Annotated in this window: 17 protein-coding genes; 10 read left to right on the top strand and 7 right to left on the bottom strand. The window is 43.1% G+C overall.

The genetic code is table 11. The features are described 5' to 3' along the window. Window positions 1-82 precede the first annotated feature (82 nt). Window positions 83-3,430 (bottom strand): transcription-repair coupling factor, encoded by a 3,348-nt coding sequence (mfd, locus tag DSL64_RS14965; RefSeq protein WP_115831723.1) that lies wholly within the window; start codon window positions 3,428-3,430, stop codon window positions 83-85. A 305-nt stretch (window positions 3,431-3,735) separates the two neighbouring features. On the opposite strand from mfd, the gene pnuC reads away from it, so the two are divergent. Continuing rightward, on the top strand, window positions 3,736-4,362 hold the full coding sequence (pnuC, locus tag DSL64_RS14960) for a nicotinamide riboside transporter PnuC (RefSeq protein ID WP_115831722.1): 627 nt from the start codon (window positions 3,736-3,738) through the stop codon (window positions 4,360-4,362). Window positions 4,363-4,424: 62 nt separating this feature from the next. On the opposite strand, the gene DSL64_RS14955 is transcribed toward pnuC, so the two are convergent. From DSL64_RS14955 to DSL64_RS14945, 3 genes are all read right to left on the bottom strand, one after another. Beyond that, window positions 4,425-4,868, bottom strand: coding sequence for a barstar family protein (locus DSL64_RS14955; protein WP_115831721.1), 444 nt, complete (start codon window positions 4,866-4,868; stop codon window positions 4,425-4,427). A gap of 63 nt (window positions 4,869-4,931) precedes the next feature. Continuing rightward, the gene (locus DSL64_RS14950; RefSeq protein ID WP_115831720.1) at window positions 4,932-5,384 is read right to left on the bottom strand and encodes a ribonuclease domain-containing protein; all 453 of its coding nucleotides are present in this window, start codon (window positions 5,382-5,384) and stop codon (window positions 4,932-4,934) included. A 63-nt stretch (window positions 5,385-5,447) separates the two neighbouring features. Next, window positions 5,448-5,744: a muconolactone Delta-isomerase family protein gene (locus DSL64_RS14945; protein ID WP_115831719.1), complete on the bottom strand. Its 297-nt coding sequence runs from the start codon at window positions 5,742-5,744 to the stop codon at window positions 5,448-5,450. A gap of 291 nt (window positions 5,745-6,035) precedes the next feature. Here DSL64_RS14945 and DSL64_RS14940 point away from each other — a divergent pair, with 291 nt between their 5' ends. The 5 genes from DSL64_RS14940 (at window position 6,036) to DSL64_RS14920 (ending at window position 11,092) form a co-directional block, all read left to right on the top strand. Continuing rightward, a complete protein-coding gene (locus tag DSL64_RS14940) occupies window positions 6,036-6,605 on the top strand; it encodes an RNA polymerase sigma factor (protein ID WP_115831718.1) in 570 nt (189 codons plus the stop codon). After that, on the top strand, window positions 6,577-8,124 hold the full coding sequence (locus DSL64_RS14935) for an outer membrane beta-barrel protein (RefSeq protein ID WP_115831717.1): 1,548 nt from the start codon (window positions 6,577-6,579) through the stop codon (window positions 8,122-8,124). The genes DSL64_RS14940 and DSL64_RS14935 overlap by 29 nt, the downstream gene beginning before the upstream one ends. 502 nt (window positions 8,125-8,626) lie before the next feature. After that, entirely contained in the window at window positions 8,627-9,922 is a 1,296-nt protein-coding gene (locus tag DSL64_RS14930; RefSeq protein WP_199539401.1) for an LVIVD repeat-containing protein, read from the top strand. Between the two features lie 23 nt (window positions 9,923-9,945). After that, window positions 9,946-10,530, top strand: coding sequence for a hypothetical protein (locus tag DSL64_RS14925; RefSeq protein WP_115831716.1), 585 nt, complete (start codon window positions 9,946-9,948; stop codon window positions 10,528-10,530). Between the two features lie 28 nt (window positions 10,531-10,558). Continuing rightward, complete coding sequence (locus DSL64_RS14920; RefSeq protein WP_115831715.1) at window positions 10,559-11,092, top strand: hypothetical protein; 534 nt, start codon at window positions 10,559-10,561, stop codon at window positions 11,090-11,092. A gap of 48 nt (window positions 11,093-11,140) precedes the next feature. On the opposite strand, the gene DSL64_RS14915 is transcribed toward DSL64_RS14920, so the two are convergent. Beyond that, window positions 11,141-12,295 (bottom strand): glycosyltransferase family protein, encoded by a 1,155-nt coding sequence (locus tag DSL64_RS14915; protein ID WP_115831714.1) that lies wholly within the window; start codon window positions 12,293-12,295, stop codon window positions 11,141-11,143. A gap of 2 nt (window positions 12,296-12,297) precedes the next feature. Beyond that, entirely contained in the window at window positions 12,298-13,155 is an 858-nt protein-coding gene (locus DSL64_RS14910) for a UDP-2,3-diacylglucosamine diphosphatase (protein ID WP_115831713.1), read from the bottom strand. A gap of 174 nt (window positions 13,156-13,329) precedes the next feature. On the opposite strand from DSL64_RS14910, the gene DSL64_RS14905 reads away from it, so the two are divergent. The 4 genes from DSL64_RS14905 (at window position 13,330) to DSL64_RS14890 (ending at window position 18,280) form a co-directional block, all read left to right on the top strand. Next, window positions 13,330-14,781, top strand: a complete 1,452-nt coding sequence (locus DSL64_RS14905; RefSeq protein WP_115831712.1) for an energy transducer TonB — start codon at window positions 13,330-13,332, stop codon at window positions 14,779-14,781. Window positions 14,782-14,908: 127 nt separating this feature from the next. Further along, window positions 14,909-15,772: an SPFH domain-containing protein gene (locus DSL64_RS14900; protein WP_115831711.1), complete on the top strand. Its 864-nt coding sequence runs from the start codon at window positions 14,909-14,911 to the stop codon at window positions 15,770-15,772. A 1-nt stretch (window position 15,773) separates the two neighbouring features. Further along, a complete protein-coding gene (locus DSL64_RS14895; RefSeq protein WP_115831710.1) occupies window positions 15,774-15,950 on the top strand; it encodes a type II toxin-antitoxin system antitoxin in 177 nt (58 codons plus the stop codon). Between the two features lie 149 nt (window positions 15,951-16,099). Further along, complete coding sequence (locus DSL64_RS14890) at window positions 16,100-18,280, top strand: S9 family peptidase (RefSeq protein ID WP_115831709.1); 2,181 nt, start codon at window positions 16,100-16,102, stop codon at window positions 18,278-18,280. Window positions 18,281-18,563: 283 nt separating this feature from the next. Here DSL64_RS14890 and DSL64_RS14885 read toward each other — a convergent pair whose 3' ends face one another. Beyond that, window positions 18,564-20,096, bottom strand: coding sequence for a M20/M25/M40 family metallo-hydrolase (locus tag DSL64_RS14885; protein ID WP_199539400.1), 1,533 nt, complete (start codon window positions 20,094-20,096; stop codon window positions 18,564-18,566). Window positions 20,097-20,102 lie beyond the last annotated feature (6 nt).

Here is a 20,102-nt window from a genome sequence, read left to right as displayed (position 1 = left end):
GTGACTTAAGTGTTTGTCTTTTTTTATAGTATGCGCAACCGCAAATGTATGAAATGAATCGAAATTATTCTCTAAAACTTCGCTATTGGGTCATTTCCATCAAAATTTTCCTGCCCTGGTCAATGTTTTTGACATTTTCACAAATCAGAATCAATTTCCCCTTTTGATCTTTGAATGACATTTGTTTGGGATGCATTTTGATGTAATCAATAACCCGACCGAACTTCGCCGATTGGAAAAACTCGTCATTCTGCGAAGTAACGAAGTATCCTTTCATTGTATTGTTTTTTAATGTCAGTTTTTCAAAACACAGGCTTTCAGCTTCCCATCTCAATCGGACAGTTTTCAGAAGATCCTGAACCTCAGATGGCACAGGACCGAACCTGTCAAGAATCTCCTGTTCAAATTTTCCGAGCTCGGCATCGGTTTCAATATTGTCCAGGCGCGTATATAACGAAAGTCTTTCTGAAATATTCTTGACATAATCATCAGGAATCAACGTCGCAAAATCTGTTTCGATCTGACAATCGGCAACCAGCTTGTCGGGCAGGCCTAATGTGCCGGCGAAAAGATCTTTAAACTCATTATTTTTTAATTCTTTTACAGCTTCATCCAGCATTTTGTGATACAATTCGTAGCCTAGATCATTCACAAAACCACTTTGCTCCGCGCCCAAAAGGTTTCCTGCTCCGCGTATATCAAGATCCCGCATCGCTACTTTGAAGCCGTCACCCAGCTCGGAAAATTCTTCCAAAGTCTGAAGCCGTTTGCGGGAATCACTTGCCAGTGTTGCCATAGAAGGCGTTACAAGATAACAGAACGCTTTTCTATTGGATCGGCCTACACGCCCGCGCATCTGGTGCAAGTCCGAGAGTCCGAACATGTGGGCCGAGTTAATAATGATAGTATTAGCATTCGGAATATCAATACCTGACTCAATTATATTGGTTGAAACCAGAATGTCGTATTCCCCCTCGATGAAATTGACCATCACCTTTTCCAGCTTGTCACCATCCATTTGGCCGTGCGCCACACCAATCCTTACATCCGGAACCAGGCGCATGATGATATTGGCAATAGACTCGATATCATTGACACGATTGTGGACAAAGAAAACCTGTCCGCCGCGCTGAACTTCAAAGCTGATGGCATCACGGATAAATTCTTCGCTGAAAGTATGAACTTCGGTGGTTACCGGCTGACGGTTTGGTGGAGGCGTTGCAATAACAGACAAATCTCTTGCGCCGAGCAGAGAAAAGTGAAGCGTACGTGGGATAGGAGTAGCTGTTAACGTTAATACATCCACATTCACACGCATTTCTTTCAGGCGGTCTTTTGCTTTCACACCAAACTTTTGCTCCTCATCCACAATCAGCAGACCAAGATCTTTGAACTTCACATCTTTATTCAATATACGATGTGTACCGATCAGAATATCAATTTTTCCTTCCTCTGCCTGTTTCAGCGTGTCTTTGATTTCCTTTGTTGATTTGAAACGGTTGATATAACCAACACGTGCCGGGAAGTCGGAGAGCCGGTCAGCAAAAGTTTTGTAATGCTGCATCGCCAGAATGGTGGTTGGAACCAGCACAGCAACTTGTTTGCTGTCACAAACGGCTTTAAAAGCTGCTCTTACAGCAATTTCTGTTTTTCCAAAACCAACATCACCACATACAAGCCTGTCCATAGGATGTGCTTTTTCCATATCGTCTTTGACGTTGGCAGTGGCCGTTGCCTGGTCGGGTGTGTCTTCATATATAAAGGAAGATTCCAGCTCTGCCTGCATATAATTGTCAGGAGAGAACGGAAACCCCGGAGCTTGCCTGCGTTTGGCATATAGCGCAATGAGCTCGTGGGCAATGTCTTTAAGTTGTTTTTTAACCTTCGATTTTTTAGCCTCCCATTCTCCCGACCCCAGTTTACTCATGGTAGGAGGTGTTCCTTCCTTGCCGGTATACTTGGCTATTTTATGAAGGTTATGTACGCTGACATACAGGAGATCATTATCCCGATAAATGAGTCGGATTGCTTCCTGTTCTTTTCCATTCACATCCTTTCGCTCCAAACCAGCAAAACGACCTATACCGTAGTCGACGTGTGTTACAAAATCCCCTACATGGAGAGAACGTAACTCTTTCATCGTGATCGCTTTTGACTTACTGAATTTTTCTTTCAGCTTGTATTTATAAAAACGGTCAAAAATCTGGTGATCCGTATAGCAAGCCACTTTCAGGTTTTCGTCCAAAAATCCAGACCGAAGTGATATGTGCAGTGACTGAAATTTCAGGAATGGATCCAGATCATTGAAAATTCTTTCCAGGCGATCCAGCTGTTTGGGTTGCTCTGAAGCAATTACATTTACATAACCTTTGGATTGATTTTCAAGCAAATCATCCAACAGGCGCTTAAAGTCTTTATTAAAAGAAGGCTGGGGCTTTGAGGCGTAAGGAAGCCGATTCTCTGTTTTAAAATAAAACCGTTTACCAAATTCAACCGTTTTGAATTTTTTGATAAGATTGAGAAAACCTCTGCGTGTTTCGAACAAATCCTGAGGATTAGATACGATCTGTACGCCTCCCGAGGTAACTTCCTCCAAAGCACGTTCGGCTCTTTCGAAGCATTTTTCAATTACCTCCAGGGAAATCTCGGCATCCTTAAACCAAAGAATAGCAGTATCCGGGAAAAAGCTAAAAAATGATTCCCGGGTTTCCTGTGTGAGCTTTTGCTGAATATCAGGAACGATATTGATTTGCTTGGCAGTTTCAATGGAAAGCTGTGTATCCGGATCGAAAGAGCGGATTGTCTCCACTTCGTCGCCAAAAAGCTCGATACGGAATGGGTGTTCGCTTGCGAAAGAAAAAACATCAATAATACCTCCGCGAACAGAAAACTGGCCAGCCTCAAAAACGAAGTCAGTCATCTCAAAACCGTAACTGCCTAAAAACTCAGTCAGGAAAGAAGGGTCAAGCTTTTCACCTACTTTTACCGAAAACGTATTTGCTTTCAGGGAGCGTTTATTAATTACCTTTTCAAAGAGTGCTTCCGGATAGGTTACGATCTGGAAATTACCCGGCTTGCTTACATTGAGCTTATTAAGGATTTCGCCACGCATGAGCACATTGGCGTTATCCACCTCCTCATATTGATACGGACGTTTGTAAGAAGTCGGATAAAAAAGTACTTCCGTCTTTCCGAGCAGATTTTGTAAATCGTTCTGGAAATACGCAGCTTCCTCCCTGTCTGTCAAAATGTACAGAGCAGGCCCCGGCTTCTTTTGTTGAATGGCCGAGCAAAGTACAGCGTCGAGACTACCCGTAAGTCCTTTGATCTGTACATGATCAAATTCAGGACTTTTGGAATTGATTTGTGTAAGGAAAAGATCAAGATAACTGTCTCCTCCGTAAAGTGTTAATAGGTCTTTAACTTCCAACGTAGTGATATAATTGGATGGATACTGGCTGTAACAAAAGCAGTACAGATCCGGTTTGGATACAATATTATTTTTCTGATATCATTTTCAAACACTGAAAATGCAAAAAGCCGTTACAGAAAATTCTCCGTCCGGCACTTAGAAATAACAGCAGAAATTTTCCTTTTGTTACTGTTATCAATTTTTATACAAAAATAAAGCAAAACAAAGGTTTGAACATGCTCTTTAACCTGAATTGCATTAATTTTCAGACTTCAACCATTCATCAGGCCGGATGTCCTGATTCGCTCTTATAAACACCAACGATGATTGACTGGCTCAATGAGGCTGTTTCTATATATGGCATTGTCACTACTCCATTGGAGATTCTCGGATTTATCACCGGCGCGATATGTGTTTATCTGAATACGCGCCAGAATGTGCTGGGGTGGTTTTTCGGAATTGTAAATGCTGTGCTTTATGCCGCCGTGTTCTGGCAAGTGAATCTCTACGCTGATATGGGTTTGCAGGGATATTACTTTTTCACAAGTATGTATGGCTGGTGGATGTGGAAATTTGGAGGTAAAAGTCATGATGGTATCAGCGTTTCCAATACTCCAAAGCAGCTTTACTTCGTTTTCAGTCTCATCTTTATCGCAGCAACCCTGTCATGGGGCTTTCTGCTGGGAAGATATACCGATGCAAGCCTTTCCTATGCCGATTCCGCACTCACTGTCGCCAGCCTGATCGCGCAATGGATGATGGCGAGGAAATACATAGAGAACTGGATTATCTGGATTGTTGCCGATGCTTGCTACGTTGGTATGTATTTCTTCAAGGACTTGCACCTCACAGCAATTCTCTATTTCGTGTTTTTGGTGCTGGCTGTCATCGGTTATCTACAATGGAAGCGGGATTTGCCCACCGGTCTGAACGCCCAAAAGGCGGTCTGAACGGTAATTGCCTCAAAAGCCAGTTTGAGCAACAGACGTACAGAATTCGGTTTGACTGAAAATTAAGCAACCGACCCAAACGGAATTTCCTGCTCTTCCAGCATAGTTCTGATCCTGTCCGAATCACCAAAAATAATACGCAAGCTTTTCTTCGATGATTCGTCGTCTTCGTCCATCCATTTCCAATCCTCTGCTGTAGCGTCAAAAATATCAAGAATGGTCAAAATTCGTTCGTCACCCTTTTCTTTTGAGAGCCAGTCCGAAGAGTGACTGATGTAGATGATAACTTCTTCCTGCTCTATCCACTCCAGATCATTGATCATTTCATCTAAGGCATCCAGATTCTTTCCCGAGTAATCAGGGAATTGCAGTGCTTGCCCAATTTGTTCATGGAATTCCTTCATGGACGTCGCCTTTTGTCCGTTCACTTCGCCAATGAATGCTTTTGGAAATATGCTTTTTAAATTCTCAGTATCACTGGTGAGCAAAAAGTGTGTGTTTTTCATAAAATCTATGTGCAGACTGTTGAATATCAAATTTAAGGATTGTGTTGGTTAGCGTTGTTATGCTTATTTTAATTCTTCAAATGTTTCGTAATGATCCCGGGTATACCATGCCCTCTTTTCTGAGGTAACCAGTCGTTCAGCTCCCCGGTTTTTGCCCTGCTTTTTAGGGTTCACATCCCATTCTCTGTATCTGGCGGGCTTGTTCATATGGTCTTTTTGAGGCAGTCGTTTCTCATAATTCCCGAATTTCCGTCCGCCTGCATAACCCTCCGGAGCTGTATTGTGTTGTCTGATATAGGCCAGCACAGTATATACTTTCTCAGGGATGTTTCCTTCATTCTTCCTGCTTGCCGAACTTTTGTGAGGCTGTTTTGTCTTTGGGGAAGTTTTAGAATGAGATTGATCCCGTGTAGTATAATCGCTTTCCTGTTGCGAACCATGTCCCGGCTGACACGAAAAGATAATAAGTGCAAAAAGCCAGAAAAAATATTTCCTAAAAGACGAAGAGAATGACATCTGCCTTATTTTTATTAATAAAACGCCTCACCATTGGTCAATAGTGAGGCATTTGTAAAGATTCTAATTCAGTGAAAACATGGGCAATCGTAGTGCAACTACATTGTTGAACATCAGTCTGCATATTTTGGGATCCATGAAATCAATCAACGGAAACTCAGAAACGATAGACATTACCTCAAACTCACTCTCTGCTCTTACCACACACCAAAGTTTCGAATAATCATCGGATAATGCATAGGACATCATAATGCCCTGCTCCATCATTTCATTAATTTTCTTTCTCTGTGCAGGTATTTTTGCTGTAAATTCCTCCGACATCACAGCCGGAAGCATGATTTCAACCATATACTGGCTCATGGGCGATAGAAGGTTAGGTGTACAGAAATACCTTAAATTTTACTCCTATATAAAAGGAAATGGAATGCTTAATAGTTCCAGTGATGTCTAACGACAATAGGTGCCTATCGATTTGACAGACAATGTAATTTATTTTTCAATTGTTCCAACCTTTTGAAAATGGCCTGTGTCATGTAGAATGCTGGTAGGTATAATAAGGCTGGCGGAATGATTAAAAAACAGTATTCAACTATCTTTGGGATAGAGGTGCTGAATTAACTATAAACCGAACGAAGCACCCCTAAACTTCGGATGACCTTTAACGAACAGGAATTGGTGAATGGCTGTAAGCAGCGCAACCGGCTCGCTCAAAAACAATTGTATGATGTTTTTGGGGGTAAGCTGTTTGCTATATGCCTGCGCTACACCAAAAACAGGGCGGATGCAGAGGATGTGCTACAGGATGCGTTTATAAAAATTTATGAAAATATAAGTTCATTCAGAAACGATAGTCCACTCGAATATTGGCTAAGATCTGTGGTTGTAAACACAGCACTGAACCACCTGAGGCAACAGAAGTACCTGAAAGAGCTGGATGATATAGAAGTATACGAAAATGGAATTGCAGACAGAGAGGTTACTCTTGGAGACTTTCAGATGCAACAGCTGATGGGGTTCATTCAGGAGCTGCCTCCCGGATGTCAGGTAATATTTAACCTTTATGCAATAGAAGGATATCAACATAACGAAATTGCCCAGAAACTGGGTATATCTGAAGGAACCTCAAAGTCACAATATGCGAGAGCGAGAGGCATACTTCAGCAAAAACTGAACAAGGAAAAAAGATTTGACGATGGATCCGTCCGAAATAAACAATTTTGAAAATCAGTGGAAAAAGGCTTTTGATGAAGCCTCTGAAACTCCTCCGCCTTCGGTGTGGGATGAGATAGAGGCACGCCTTGACCGTGATGAAAAAGATATTATACCGCTTTGGTGGCGCAGGCCGAAGCTGTGGTATGCTGCTGCGTCAATAATTGCACTGTTGGTTGTAGGGGGAGGTTATTTTATCAATAGATCTACTAATATCACAGGTCCTGAAGTTGCAGGAAGAATAAGCCAACAAGCTTCGGAAAACAAAACTGAAAAAGCAGACAGCGATTTAAATGATAGCTCTTCTCTGGCGTCTGATGAAGTAAAAGCAGACAAGATTGCAAAACAGGAATCTTCGACAGAAAAAGTGCAGGTGCGACGTGAGGGTTTGCTTGCTGGTACCAGACCAAAAAAATCAAAAGAGCAATCTGTCAAGGATATTCCGGTTGACTCACGGGCATTTATCGCCAGGGAAGATCGTGTTAAGGAGCAAAATGTTGCTAACAATACCGTGGATGAGACATTCGCTAAAAGTGCATCAGAGGTTGTAAGTAAGGAAGTTACCGATTTGGAAGTTGCCATGCCGGATGAAAGAATGGTGGCGGAAGCTGCACGGACGGGCTTAGAAGTGGGTGCACTGGAAGGAATAGGTGTGAGTGAGCTGGATGTGTTCTTTCAAAAACGGTATGTTTTCTATAAGCCAAATGCTATTCAGGAGGAAAAATTACCGGAGCTGAAGAAAAAAGGAGAGTATTGGGCTGGAATTGGTTTGATGCCTGCTTCCTTCAATCCTGATGTCCAGATCAAAGATGCACCTACTGCTTTTTCTTCTGCACAGAATTATAGTTCGCAGCAATCTTACAGACAAGGATCTGCTACCGGTACGAGTAAAGCCGGGAACGCCTATGCTCTGCAAACGCAGGCAGGTATGAAATTATCGAAACACTGGTCTCTTGAAATGGGCGTGAGTTATCTCAAAGGTAACTCCAGCTATGAGGGCGGCGGTTATGTATTAAATACTTCGAGCGCCAGATCTACGAACATGCTGGAGGATGCGCTGGTGAACTTATCTGCGGCCAAGTCGGGAGTTGTAAATTCTCCTTCGATTGGAGCAGGAGGTGGAACCTATGAAAGCCTGGCGGGAAATGCATTTATTGATGTAAACAGGAATGTAAGTAACAACTATCAGTATTTGCAGCTGCCGCTGCAGGCGGGTTTTACCTTGAATCCTGATAAAAAGCTGAGTTATTCTTTGCTTGGAGGGATGATGGCCAACTTTTTCCTGAGTAATGAACTCGAATCCGCAGCCGGACAGATGATCCGAACAACTGCGAGTGATGAAGTATACAGAAGCATGAATTGGGCGGCAACTACAGGACTGAGGTTCAATTACAAATTATCGGACAGGTGGAAGGCAAGTCTGATGGGATCGTACCAGAGGGCTGTATCGTCGGGTTTCAGAGCCAATCAGAGTCTGGAATCTCATCCATATCTGTACGGTGTTTCCTGGGGAATGCGCTATTCTTTCTAAATTTTTCAAAAGCCTTCCAACCTTTCAGGCTTGAATTGACTCTTTCTTTAACAGAGATTTAAACAGAACTAGTTTGACGGATAATACCGGATGATTAAAGAGCAGATCTTTTAAATCTATTAGCCATGTTAAAATTTAATATTGCCCGAATAAAGTGCTAAAAGGGCATCGGCTGTTTGCAATCAGCTTTCAGCCATGCGGTAACTTTCATTCTGATAAATATTTAGGATATATAATTGGTCACTGACATTTGAACTGTCTGTTAAAATACCAATTCCCATATTCTGGTACTGCTATATGCTAATGGCTAGAAGCAAATTGCTGATAGCTAATAAAGATAAAAAATACTGGTTTCCAGTATTTTCGGGGTGCGTTATCGTCCGAAGGCCTTGCTTTCGGACGATTTTGTTTTAGCGGTTACAACCATTTTGCAACAGACGGAGTCATAGCATTATGTGGTTAAATAATGTAACATCTTCTATAGCTTAAAACCTTGTTCGTTATGAAGGAAAAATTACTCCCCCTGATTATCATTGCTTTGACTACGACCCTGTGGTCGTGTAATGATAAATGTAAAGAGACTCGTGTGAAACGCGAATTTACACAGGTAACCCGTTCCCTGATGGAAATCCGCACGCAGGTAAAGGCGGAAACTGCACGTGAAATGGATCGTCCCGGAAAGATATATGTGAAGGGTAGCTATCTGTTCATCAACGAGATCAAGAAAGGAATACATGTATTAGACAACAGCGACCCTGCCAATCCCAAATTCGTTTCGTTTATCAATATTCCCGGCAATGGCGATATCGCTGTGCGAGATCAAACGCTTTATGCTGACAGCTTTTCAGATCTCGTGGCGCTGGACATAAGCGATCCTGTAAATGCAAAGGAAACAGGACGTGTCAAAAACGTATTTAAAAACGGAAGTTTCGATGGCGGATCCTGGTCATTAAATGAGACCGTAGGCGCGATTAACGACTCCGATGCCCGGTTTGTTACGGAAACCGTGACGACCAACTGTGAGGATACGCCATTTCCTATCAGCTGGTGGGGAGGAGGATGGTTTTTCTTGGCAGACATGGCTTCATTTAGTTCTTCATCCGCTGCATCGTCCAGTTCCGGCGGTACAAATGGGCAGGCTGGTTCAATGGCGCGCTTTGCCCTGCATCAAAATTTTCTATATGCAGTAGGGCAGAATAATTTGCAGTTATTCACAATCGATAATCCCGCCCAACCTCAACAATCGGCCACTATCAGTGTTGGTTGGGGTATAGAAACTATTTTCCCTTATCAAAATAAACTTTTCATTGGTTCAACAACAGGGATGTATATATATGATAATAGCAATCCTGCTGAGCCGAAGCAGCTTTCCGTTTTCCGGCATGGGCGCGCATGTGACCCGGTGGTTGTACATAATGACGTGGCTTACGTAACATTACGTACGGGAAATGCCTGTGCAGGAGCTCAGAATCAACTTGATCTGATTGATGTGAGCAATGCTTCGTCCCCGCAGTTAATCAAGAGTTATCAGATGCAGAATCCGCATGGTTTGAGTATTGATTTTCCGACACTTTATTTATGTGAGGGGGAGTACGGACTAAAGCTGTTTGATGTGAAAGACAAGTTCGCTGTAGATAAAAATCAGATTGCACACTTCAAAGGAATGGACGCTTATGATGTCATTTCATTAGGTAAAACACTTCTTCTGATTGGCAAAGATGGCTTTTATCAATATGATGCTTCGAATCCTAATGATCTTAAACAAATCAGCAAAATTCCTGTAGGCAAGTCAATTTAAGCTCTCACATCAAATCAGTGCATATGATAAGGACTATTTTAGTAGGGATAGGTTTGTTGGCGTGTCTTCCCGGCTTTGCCCAACAAAAGGATCGTTTTGCAAAAAGATATGTAAACCATACCGAAGCGGGTGTATTGCTTGGTCGTGTGAATTATGGCGGAGGTATGGGAGTTTCGGAAACATCAGAAAATAAAGTGAGTATCACCGCTCAGGTGTATCAGGGAATTCAGTTTAGTAAGCCATTTTCAGCAGGTGTGAGTGTGGGAATGGATTGGTATAAAGCTGCGCTTATCAATCCTATAGCACTTGGAGTACGGTACGATCTTACCAGAGGCAGTTCTGCGCGGCTCTACGCTTCGGCAGATGCAGGCTATGGGTTTGCGTGGTTTCATAGCGATGCTGAAGGTTTCAAAACGAAGGGGGGGCTGATGGTGAATCCGGGTATAGGTATGAAGTATGGTAAGCCGGATGGTGCCGCTTTTACGATAGGACTTAGCTGGAGACGACAAGAAGTGGAAGTGACCAAGCCTCTTCAATGGCAACAGATCGAAAGGTATGAAGAGAGGGTCTATAACAGGCTGGCTCTTCGGGTGGGAATGTCATTTTAAAAATTTATAACTCAACGAAATCGGAAATATGATGATGAAAAAATCGGCAACTTCTTTTCTCTTTCTTGTACTCATAGGCTTACTGTTTTCCTGCAGTGATGCAGAGCCTGAATTTAACAGTGACTTGAAAAAAAGTGAAGATGTGTGGAAAGCATTCAGGGAGTCGTCGGGCAATACATATCGTTATACTGTCAGTTTTCAGTCATGGACGGGAACTGGTACCGAAACGGTCATCTCTGTTGCAGAAGGTAGGGTAGTCAGGAGAGCATTCAGGTATACCGGAATTCAGAACCTGCCTGAGAACTTTCCCGAAGCTGAACTTGAGTGGGTTGAAAATGAGAGTGAATTGGGTAAACATGAGCATTCAGCAGCTCAACCAATAACGCTCGATGAGGTTTATAACAAAGCGAAAAGCGAATGGCTTGTGAAAAGAAACGCTGCAAAAACCTACTTTACGGCTGAAAACGCCGGAATGATTTCAAGCGCCGGTTACGTCGAAGATGGCTGCATGGACGATTGCTTCAGAGGAATACGAATAACCGCTATTACAGCAGGTAAATAAATATCCGGCTCTTTCGCAAAACGATTCGCGAAAGAGCCGAATGAATAACTACAAGAACGAATTTAATATACGTTGAGCAAAGAAAGGCATTACACCTGTTTTTCGTGACAGCTCAGGTCTTTTGACTGCTGAAGATACTTCACTCAAAAATAAGGCATCACCCCGCTGATACCAGTTTCTGAAGGTTTGAGACTGGCTTTTATGGTTGGGTAAATATTCCAGAATTTTTGATAAATCGAAGGTTTCGGATTTGATACCAGCTCCCGAAATTACTCCATCTATTGCATTACATTGTTGTTCGAAGTGGTTGGGAACGGGTACCATCATCACAGGTTTACCCAGATACATGGCTTCGCATACCGATTCGAAACCGGCAGTAGTAACTAGCGCTTTGCAGGAAGCAAGTTTATTCAGGTATTTTTCGCTGTTAATGCGGTGGAAGGTAAGGGTATTGTCAAATACAAATTCATCCGACACATTAGGATTGTCCCAAAAACAGTGTAAAGCTACTTCCGGGTGGGCCTGATGCCATTCTATAATCTGTTTGCTGAGACTGTGGTGCGTCATATAAACCAGCAGGAAGTCTCCCGCTGAAGTTTGTAAGGAACGTAGTTCTCTTCGTAGTAAAGGCGGAACAACAGCAATCTTATTCTCGCTGTTCCCTTCCATTTCCCTGAAAGAAAGAGCCAAACGCTTATGTGCCAACCAGGAAGCTGCTCTGGAATTCAGGTTAATCAGGAAACGATTAAAAATGCTTTTTTCAGGGAAAACGAATTTGGGATGCATCAGTAAATACTGATGTGCTATGCAAAGCATTGGGATTTGCGGACGAAAAATAAGGTTGTAAAGTCCGCTGTAAGTCTCGTAAAAACTAATGATCAGGTCAGGTTGTATTTCGTTAACCTTGTCATGAATCGTCCGTAGCTCCTTGATATACTGCCCTGCATTTCTGAACAAGGAATAAACCGTATGACCTACGTTCATACCTTTTCCCCCCGGATTATAAGCAATAGCCGGTGCAATAAACTCGTAAACCGGGGCTTTAATCTGTTCTGCAAAGAATGAAGGAATAACCCGGTTGGTTGCTTTTCCCACGAGTGCTCCCACTACCTGGTGGCCTGCACTACGCAGAATTTGACTCAGCGAGATAGCTTGTGTCATGTGTCCACGCCCTTCTCCTTGTACCAGAAACAGAATTTTCATGATTACATGATTTGTTGATTTCTACCCAAAAAAACGCCTGTAAAAGCTACTTGTTTATCATTTCCTGGCACATGATCAATAATAGTAGCATTAGTAGATTTCTTCTCCTGGCTCATTTGCTGGTCATAATAAAGCAGGCTCCAATTTCCTTCGAAATCTTCAACCAATGCGCTCAATGTTTCTACCCAGTCTCCTGAGTTCATGTATTTGATCCCATCAATCTCACGTATAGCCGGATGGTGTATATGTCCGCAAATTACGCCGTCACAATCTCGTGACCGGGCCAGCTCGGTAAGTTTTTCTTCGAAGTCGCTCATGTAATTCACAGCGAGCTTTACCGACTGCTTGATGCGTTGGGAAAGAGAATAGTAAGATAATCCCCTCCATGCGCGGTATTTGTTATAAAATTTGTTCAGCCAAAGAAGGAAGGTGTAACCAATATCACCCAGATATGCCAGCCATTTCAGGTTGCTGGTGATGGAATCGAACACGTCTCCATGTGTAACGTAAAATCTTTGAGCTCCTGAGTTTAGCACGTAGTCTTTTCTGATCTGAAAATTTTTGCCTAACCGGAGCGGAATGATCTGATCGAGGAAATCGTCATGATTCCCGCGGATGTAAATAACCTTCGTGTTATTATCTTCAATCATCTTTAATACCCGCTTAAAAAACATTGTGTGTTTCCGTTTCCAGACACCATATTTTTTTAGCTGCCAGGCGTCGATAATGTCACCGTTCAGGATTAATTTTTTGCAGGAATAGCTTTTCAGAAAACTGGTAACCTCCTCTGCTTTCGACCCACCTGCTCCGAGGTGAAGGTCCGAAATGATAATCGTCCGGAAATGAGTTTTATCTGCCATGTTACAAATATTCTCATTTAATATTAACTGGATGTTATTGTCAGGTTATCAGTAAGTTAAGAAAATGGCTGTCTCTCCGATAAATAAGATTGTACAGCTATTTCGACGTTTTGGGCAGTTTTTAAAGGAAATAAAAGCTATTTTTATAATTCTCATCTCTAACTAAATTAACCAATGAAGGGGATTTTTATCAGTTTTCTATTTTGTTGCTCGTCTGTTTTTGGCCAAAATGTTTACCTGGCTCACGAAGTTGAACAGCCTGTCGAGCCTTCCGGAGGAATTGGAATTTTCAATCAGTTTATAGCAGCTAATCTCCAAATTCCTTTTAAAAGTGCTGTTCGGGGAATTGGCGGTCGTGTCTATATAAAGGGCGTCGTAGAAACTGATGGTACTATGACAGACTTGCAAGTGATAAAGGGGCTTGATCCGCAATGTGATCAGGAAGCACTGCGTGTTTTAACCTTATATAAGGCTTGGAAGCCAGCTGTAAAAGGAGGCGAAAAAGTGAGGCAATATATGTCTTATCCTGTCACGTTCAAGGCCGAACCTCCGATCAATTTTGATAGTACGAGCTATGGAATTACAGACTACTATGACAAAAAATTCTACGCTACATCTGATACGGAAAAGGCGGAGTATAGAGTAACCAGGTATCTGGATGAAAGAGGTTTCCTGAAATCCGATGTGGTTTCTGAACAAAAGCACGGTAAAAAGTGGTCCAAAATGGTAACGGTGCCCTTTAAGAAAGAAGAGGTATGGTATAAACACGGATACACTGCTAACAAGATGGATTCGGTAAGGGCGTACCAAATTTCGGCAAAAGATGATAATCTGACGAGTTACGTTTCAGAAGCCACATTTCTGCCTGATGGGCGGTTACTAGCCGAAACCCAATATGGAAGTAATAACAAGAAGTCGAAGCTAAAAGAATTTGACCCGAACGGACTGCTCAGAAAACTTCGTATTTACGAGGATTCTTCCTCCACTGAGATAGTGTGGTATGACAATGGGCAGTTAAAAAGCGTGGTGGAATATCCTGCGGAGCCAAACCTGACAGGAAAAGATCTGGTATACATCAATAGTTGGGAAAAGGATGGAACCTATCGGGTAAAGGACGGGAATGGTATATGGCGGTCGGAAGGAAGCGAGTTTCATGGAAAAACTTATATAGAAGGAGGGCAGGTTGCTGACGGACATAAAGAAGGCGAGTGGACAGGGAAATGGAATGATGGACAGATCCTGTACAGAGAGATATATGCCGCAGGTTCATTGCTGGAGGGAGCTTCGTATGAAAATGGAGAGGAAACGAAATATTCCAAAGCTATTGTCCAGCCAGAGTTTAAGGGTGGCACAACCAACTTTTATAAATTTTTAGGCCAAAATATGGTGTATCCCATAGAAGCTGCCCGCAGGGGTATGGGAGGAAAAGTATTACTTTCCTTTGTAGTATGTGAAGATGGCAGTTTGTGTGACTATAAAGTTGAGAAAGGTTTAGGTTTTGGTCTGGATGATGAAGCTTTAAGGGTTGTGAAAAAAATGACCAATCACTGGGAGCCAGGGGAGGTCCGTGGAAAAAAGGTGAAAGTAAAATACAATCTCCCGATTAATTTTCAGATACAAAGATAAAGTTTCACCGCTCATCCCATCCCGAAACCATTCAAAATGTTTCGGGATTTTTTGTGCCCTATGTAAATGGTTATGAGGATGAAAGTGATTATATTGTGATATCATTTTAATATCAAATTATATGACTATGAATGAAAAAGAATTACGCTCAATATCCGGCTATACGCTGTTTGCGTTAGGCCTGGCTATGTTATTCGGAGGAGTCTTGTATGTGGTCCTGACGGGTAGTCCGGTGCTTGGGGTGATCATATCTGTTATCGGCTTCATTGTGCTGATCGGCCTTACGGTTATTAATCCTAACGAAGCGGTGGTAACCACGTTTTTCGGAGACTATATGGGGACGATGAAGCAGAATGGTCTGCGTTGGGTCAATCCTTTTTTCAAAAGGAAAAAGATCAGCTTGCGTGCCCGGAATCTGAATGGACAGAAACTGAAGGTGAATGACAAATTGGGGAACCCTATCGAAATAGCAGCGGTAGTAGTATGGCGTGTAGGCGATACAGCCAAAGCCTCGTTTGAAGTAGATGATTATGTAAAATATGTAGAGATACAATCTGAAGCGGCTGTGCGACACCTGGCTGGGATATATGCCTACGACAGCATGGAAGATGAGGAAGTGGGGGCGCACGAAGTAACTTTGCGGGATGGCAGCGGAAAGATCAATGAAATGCTGGAGGCTGAGCTGACCGAAAGATTGAGCCGTGCAGGCATTGATGTACTGGAAGCCCGTATCAGTCACCTTGCTTATGCACCGGAAATCGCCGGAGCCATGTTGCAGCGCCAGCAGGCATCAGCAGTGGTAGCAGCACGCCGACAGATCGTGAATGGAGCTGTAGGAATGGTTGACATGGCGCTTGAAATGTTGTCGGATAAAGGTATTGTGGAGCTGGATGAAGAACGCAAGGCTGCCATGGTATGTAATCTGATGGTAGTATTGTGTGGTGAAAAATCGGTGACGCCGGTATTGAACGCCGGAACTCTGTATCCTTGATATGGCAGAAAAAAAAGCTTTTGTTTTACGCATTAATCCTGAAATGCTGAAGGAACTGGAAATGTGGGCGCAGCAGGATTTCAGGTCCGTAAACGGACAGATCGAATATTTGCTCAGTGAGGCCATTAAAAAGCAGAAACGCTCCAAAAATAAGGGCACCTCATCTGAAATGGATTAACAGTTGAAGAGATTGTACGATAGCAGGCTGACAAATGTTCCGTCTGCTATTTCGTTTGCTCCGGCAATTGGAAATGATGTTTTTCTCTGTCAATTCGTTAAAATTGTAATATTATAGTTGTCATACTATTTAATTCTTAACCAAAATCAATGAAACAGGTACTAAAAACTGTTGTTTTAACCCTACTTTCCTTTCAGCTTTTTGCACAGATTCCAGCCAATTTTCAGTGGTTATCTGATGGTAGTGGCTACCGTGATGTAGTGCAGGGGGAAATTGTAGAAGTGAAATTACCTTCAAAGCAACAAAAGACATTTATTTCTCAGGCACAGCTGACACCGCAGGGTGGAACGGCTCTGCCAATCAGAAGTTATACAGTAAATAAGGATGCCGATAAGGTGTTGATCTATACCAATACGGAACGCGTATGGCGCTATGACACAAAAGGCGATTACTGGGTGTATGATCTTAAAGCGCAAACATTGAAGCAACTTGGAAAAGGGCTGGGGAAATCGTCCCTGATGTTCGCCAAGTTCTCCCCTGATGGGAAAAAAGCAGGTTATGTAAGCAAACACAATGTGTATGCCGAAGATTTGCAGACTGGCGAAGTGAAACAACTGACCAAGGACGGAACAGACCGTGTGATCAACGGAACTTTCGACTGGGTTTATGAAGAGGAGTTTGATTGCCGTGATGGATTCAGATGGAGCGATGATAGCAAGTCTATCGCTTACTGGCAGCTTGATGCCCGCAAGATTCGCAACTTTTTGATGATCAATACTACTGATTCGATATACTCTTTCAATATTCCTGTAGAATACCCGAAAGTGGGTGAAACGCCTTCTCCGTATAAAATCGGGGTGGTGAATATTGCCAATGCTGAAACAAAATGGATGAACATCCCGGGTGATCCGCAGAATACTTATTTACCAAGAATGGAATGGTCTGGCGTGGCCGACGAGCTGGTGGTACAACAATTAAACCGCCAACAGAATGAAAGCACGCTGATGTATGTAAATACTAACACGGGGGCGGCAAGAGCATTCTATACAGAAAAAGACGATGCATGGATCGATATCAAAAGCCGTTGGGAAGATGATCCTGTAGGTTGGGATTGGATCAATGGTGGTAAAGAGTTTATCTGGGTAAGTGAAAAAGACGGATGGCGCCATGTATATCGCGTGAGTCGTGATGGGAAAAAAGAAACATTGATTACGACAGGCAATTTCGATATGATCAATCCGGTCAGAATTGACGAGAAAAACAACGCCTACTACTTCACAGCTTCGCCTGATAACGCTACACAGAAATATCTGTACAAAGCACCTCTGAACGGTAAAGGTGAGCCTAAGAGATTATCTCCGGTAGATCAGGCAGGAACGCATAGTTACGAAATATCTCCGCTGGCGAAGTTTGGTAAACATAGTTTCTCCAATGCAAGATTACCTTTCATGACAGAATGGGTTTCTTTCCCGGATCACAAGGCTATTGATCCTGAAAATTCTATCACTGAAACGATGAAGCGTATTCGCGTAGCAGCAATTGACATTGAATTCTTCAAGGTAAAGACAGAAGAAGGAGTGGAAGTAGATGCCTGGATGGTAAAACCAAACAATTTTGATCCTGCCAAGAAATATCCGATTGTATTTATGGTATACGGCGAGCCTGCAAGCAGCACTGTAAAGGATACGTATGGAACAGGTCGTAACAGGCTTTACGATGGAAACATGGCTGAAGATGGCTATATCTATGCTTCTGTGGACAACAGAGGAACTCCGATGCCAAAAGGAAGAGCTTGGCGTAAGGCTATTTATAAAGGAATTGGTATTATCAACATCAGAGATTATGCTGGTGCAGCAAAAGCAATGTTTGAGAAATATCCGTTTATTGATACGGAACGCGTAGCTGTACACGGTTGGAGCGGTGGAGGATCGTCAACATTGAACTTGTTGTTCAAATATCCGAAGCAATTCCAGACAGGAATTTCTGTAGCGGCGGTAGGTAACCAGCTGACTTACGACAACATCTATCAGGAGCGCTACATGGGTGTGCCTAAAGAGAGTAAAGCAGATTTTATCAACGGTTCTCCTATTACGCATGCCAAGAACCTGGAAGGCAATCTGCTGTATATTCATGGTACGGGTGACGACAACGTGCATTACCAGAATGCAGAAATGCTGGTAAACGAGCTGATCAGACATAACAAGGTATTCCAGTTTATGCCTTATCCGAACCGCTCGCATAGTATTTCAGAAGGTGAGGGGACATCAAGACATTTGAGAACTTTGTTTACCGACTACCTTAAAAAGCACTGCGCTCCGGGAGCTAAGTAGCGCGACCCGGTCTGAACAACGCAGTTGGTCTGAACGGGTCGCGACTAATTCCGGTCTGAATGACGAAGCCAGTCTGAACGGTTCCACATCACCGGTCTGTACGATGTAATCGGACTGAACGGATGTATAAAATCAAAAGCCGGACCGATGAGGGTTGACCTCATTAGTCCGGCTTTTTTTGTCCTGAACAAACTTCCCGTTCTGAACAACGGTAGTTGGTCTGCACGTTTGGGCGTACAAGTAAATCTCCGTTCAGCCTGACTTCGTCATGCAGACCGGAAATTTACTTCACATATAACTTCTTTGCAGCCTCTTCATATTTATCTCCTGCAACCCATTGTGGTGCTTTTGGCATATCGGCAATCAGTCGTGCAGCGTAGGTATAAGCCTGGCTGAATTTCTGCAAATAACCAAAATTGATGGTTTCAGGATTATCACTTACCTGGTGGTAGTTTTTCATGATATCACCGTTAAATTCTCTGAAACCCGGTGTGAATGTCGGAGCAGGAATCCCCTTTTTCGCAAAGCTCACATTGTCCGAGCGATCAAAAAGACCTTGCTCAGGAGAAGGATCTGCAAATATGCCCAGACCAAATGCTTTGGCAGCTTTTTCCATTTCAGCTTTCGCACCCGTACGATCCAGACCCATTACTGCTACGATTGTGGTATCATTATATCCGGCGCCATCAGAGTTGATATTGAAAATACATTTGTTTAGTGGAAGTAAAGGATGTGCCGCATAATACTGGCTGCCCAGCAAACCTACTTCTTCCGCTGTAAGCGCAACAATCAGTACCGAGCGCTTTGGTGGTACTTTTGAAAATGATTCAGCCGCAGTCAGCAAACCTACCACACCAAACGCATTGTCGCGTGCTCCGTTGAATATACTGTCTTCAGCGGTAAAGGGTTGCCCACCTTGTTTCCCAACCCCAACATGATCGTAATGGGCAGTGAGCAGGATATATTCATCTTTCAATTTTGGATCAGAGCCTTCGATAAAACCAACCACATTGTAGCTGTTGATCAGTTTGGTTTGTCTTCCACTGGTTTTGAAATGGATCTCTTTTACATTTCTTAGTGCTCTTGTAAGATTAGCGTCTTTGCCATTTACCCAGGCATGAGGAATTGTTTTTCCGGCTGCAGACTCAGGTGCCAGTCCGATTTTTTCACCTGTAAAATATTTGTTGACCATATTCCAGGGCATCGGCGCATTGAAAAGCTCAATTATGGCCAAAGCACCCTTTTCAATAGCTATTTTTCGCTTCTCGGTAGAGGAAGCAATGATTTCAGAAGGGGTCTGTACGTCGGGTGTACCACTTTGTACCAGTACGATCTTATTCTTTACATCCAGATTTTTGTAGTCATCCCAGCCTTTCGCGGCATTTTCCAGTCCATAGCCGGCATATACCAACGCAGCGGTGGTGTCCGTAGCGCCACCTGTCATCAGAATCCAGTCGTCACCGCTTTTCATTGTTGTAGCCTCAGCCACAATTTCCCCTGATTGGTTAACACCCAGTTTTTCAAACGGTACATTCTGAAAATAAGATTTGGTTGGTGATGCAGCATTTTCCGAAGCAACCGGTTTCACACCCAGTTTACGAAACTGCTCGGCAATGTAACGAGCGGCCACATAGTTGCCTTGCTCACCAGTACGGCGCCCCATCAGCTCGTCAGAGGCCAGAAAGCGCATGTGTGCTTCAGTTTCCGATGGTTTTATGGAGAATTCGGGAGGCGTTGTATTTTTCTTCTGAGAAAAGGAAGGAGCGCTAAATAGCGTAAGTCCTGCAGCTAATAGAATTGGAGATAGTTTATTCATAATTTT

It is taken from the genome of Dyadobacter luteus (genome assembly GCF_003383615.1).
In the GTDB taxonomy this organism is placed as follows: Bacteria; Bacteroidota; Bacteroidia; order Cytophagales; family Spirosomataceae; genus Dyadobacter; species Dyadobacter luteus.
The sequence above is the reverse complement of the archived record's forward strand: the minus strand, read 5'-3'. Positions and strand labels throughout refer to the sequence as shown.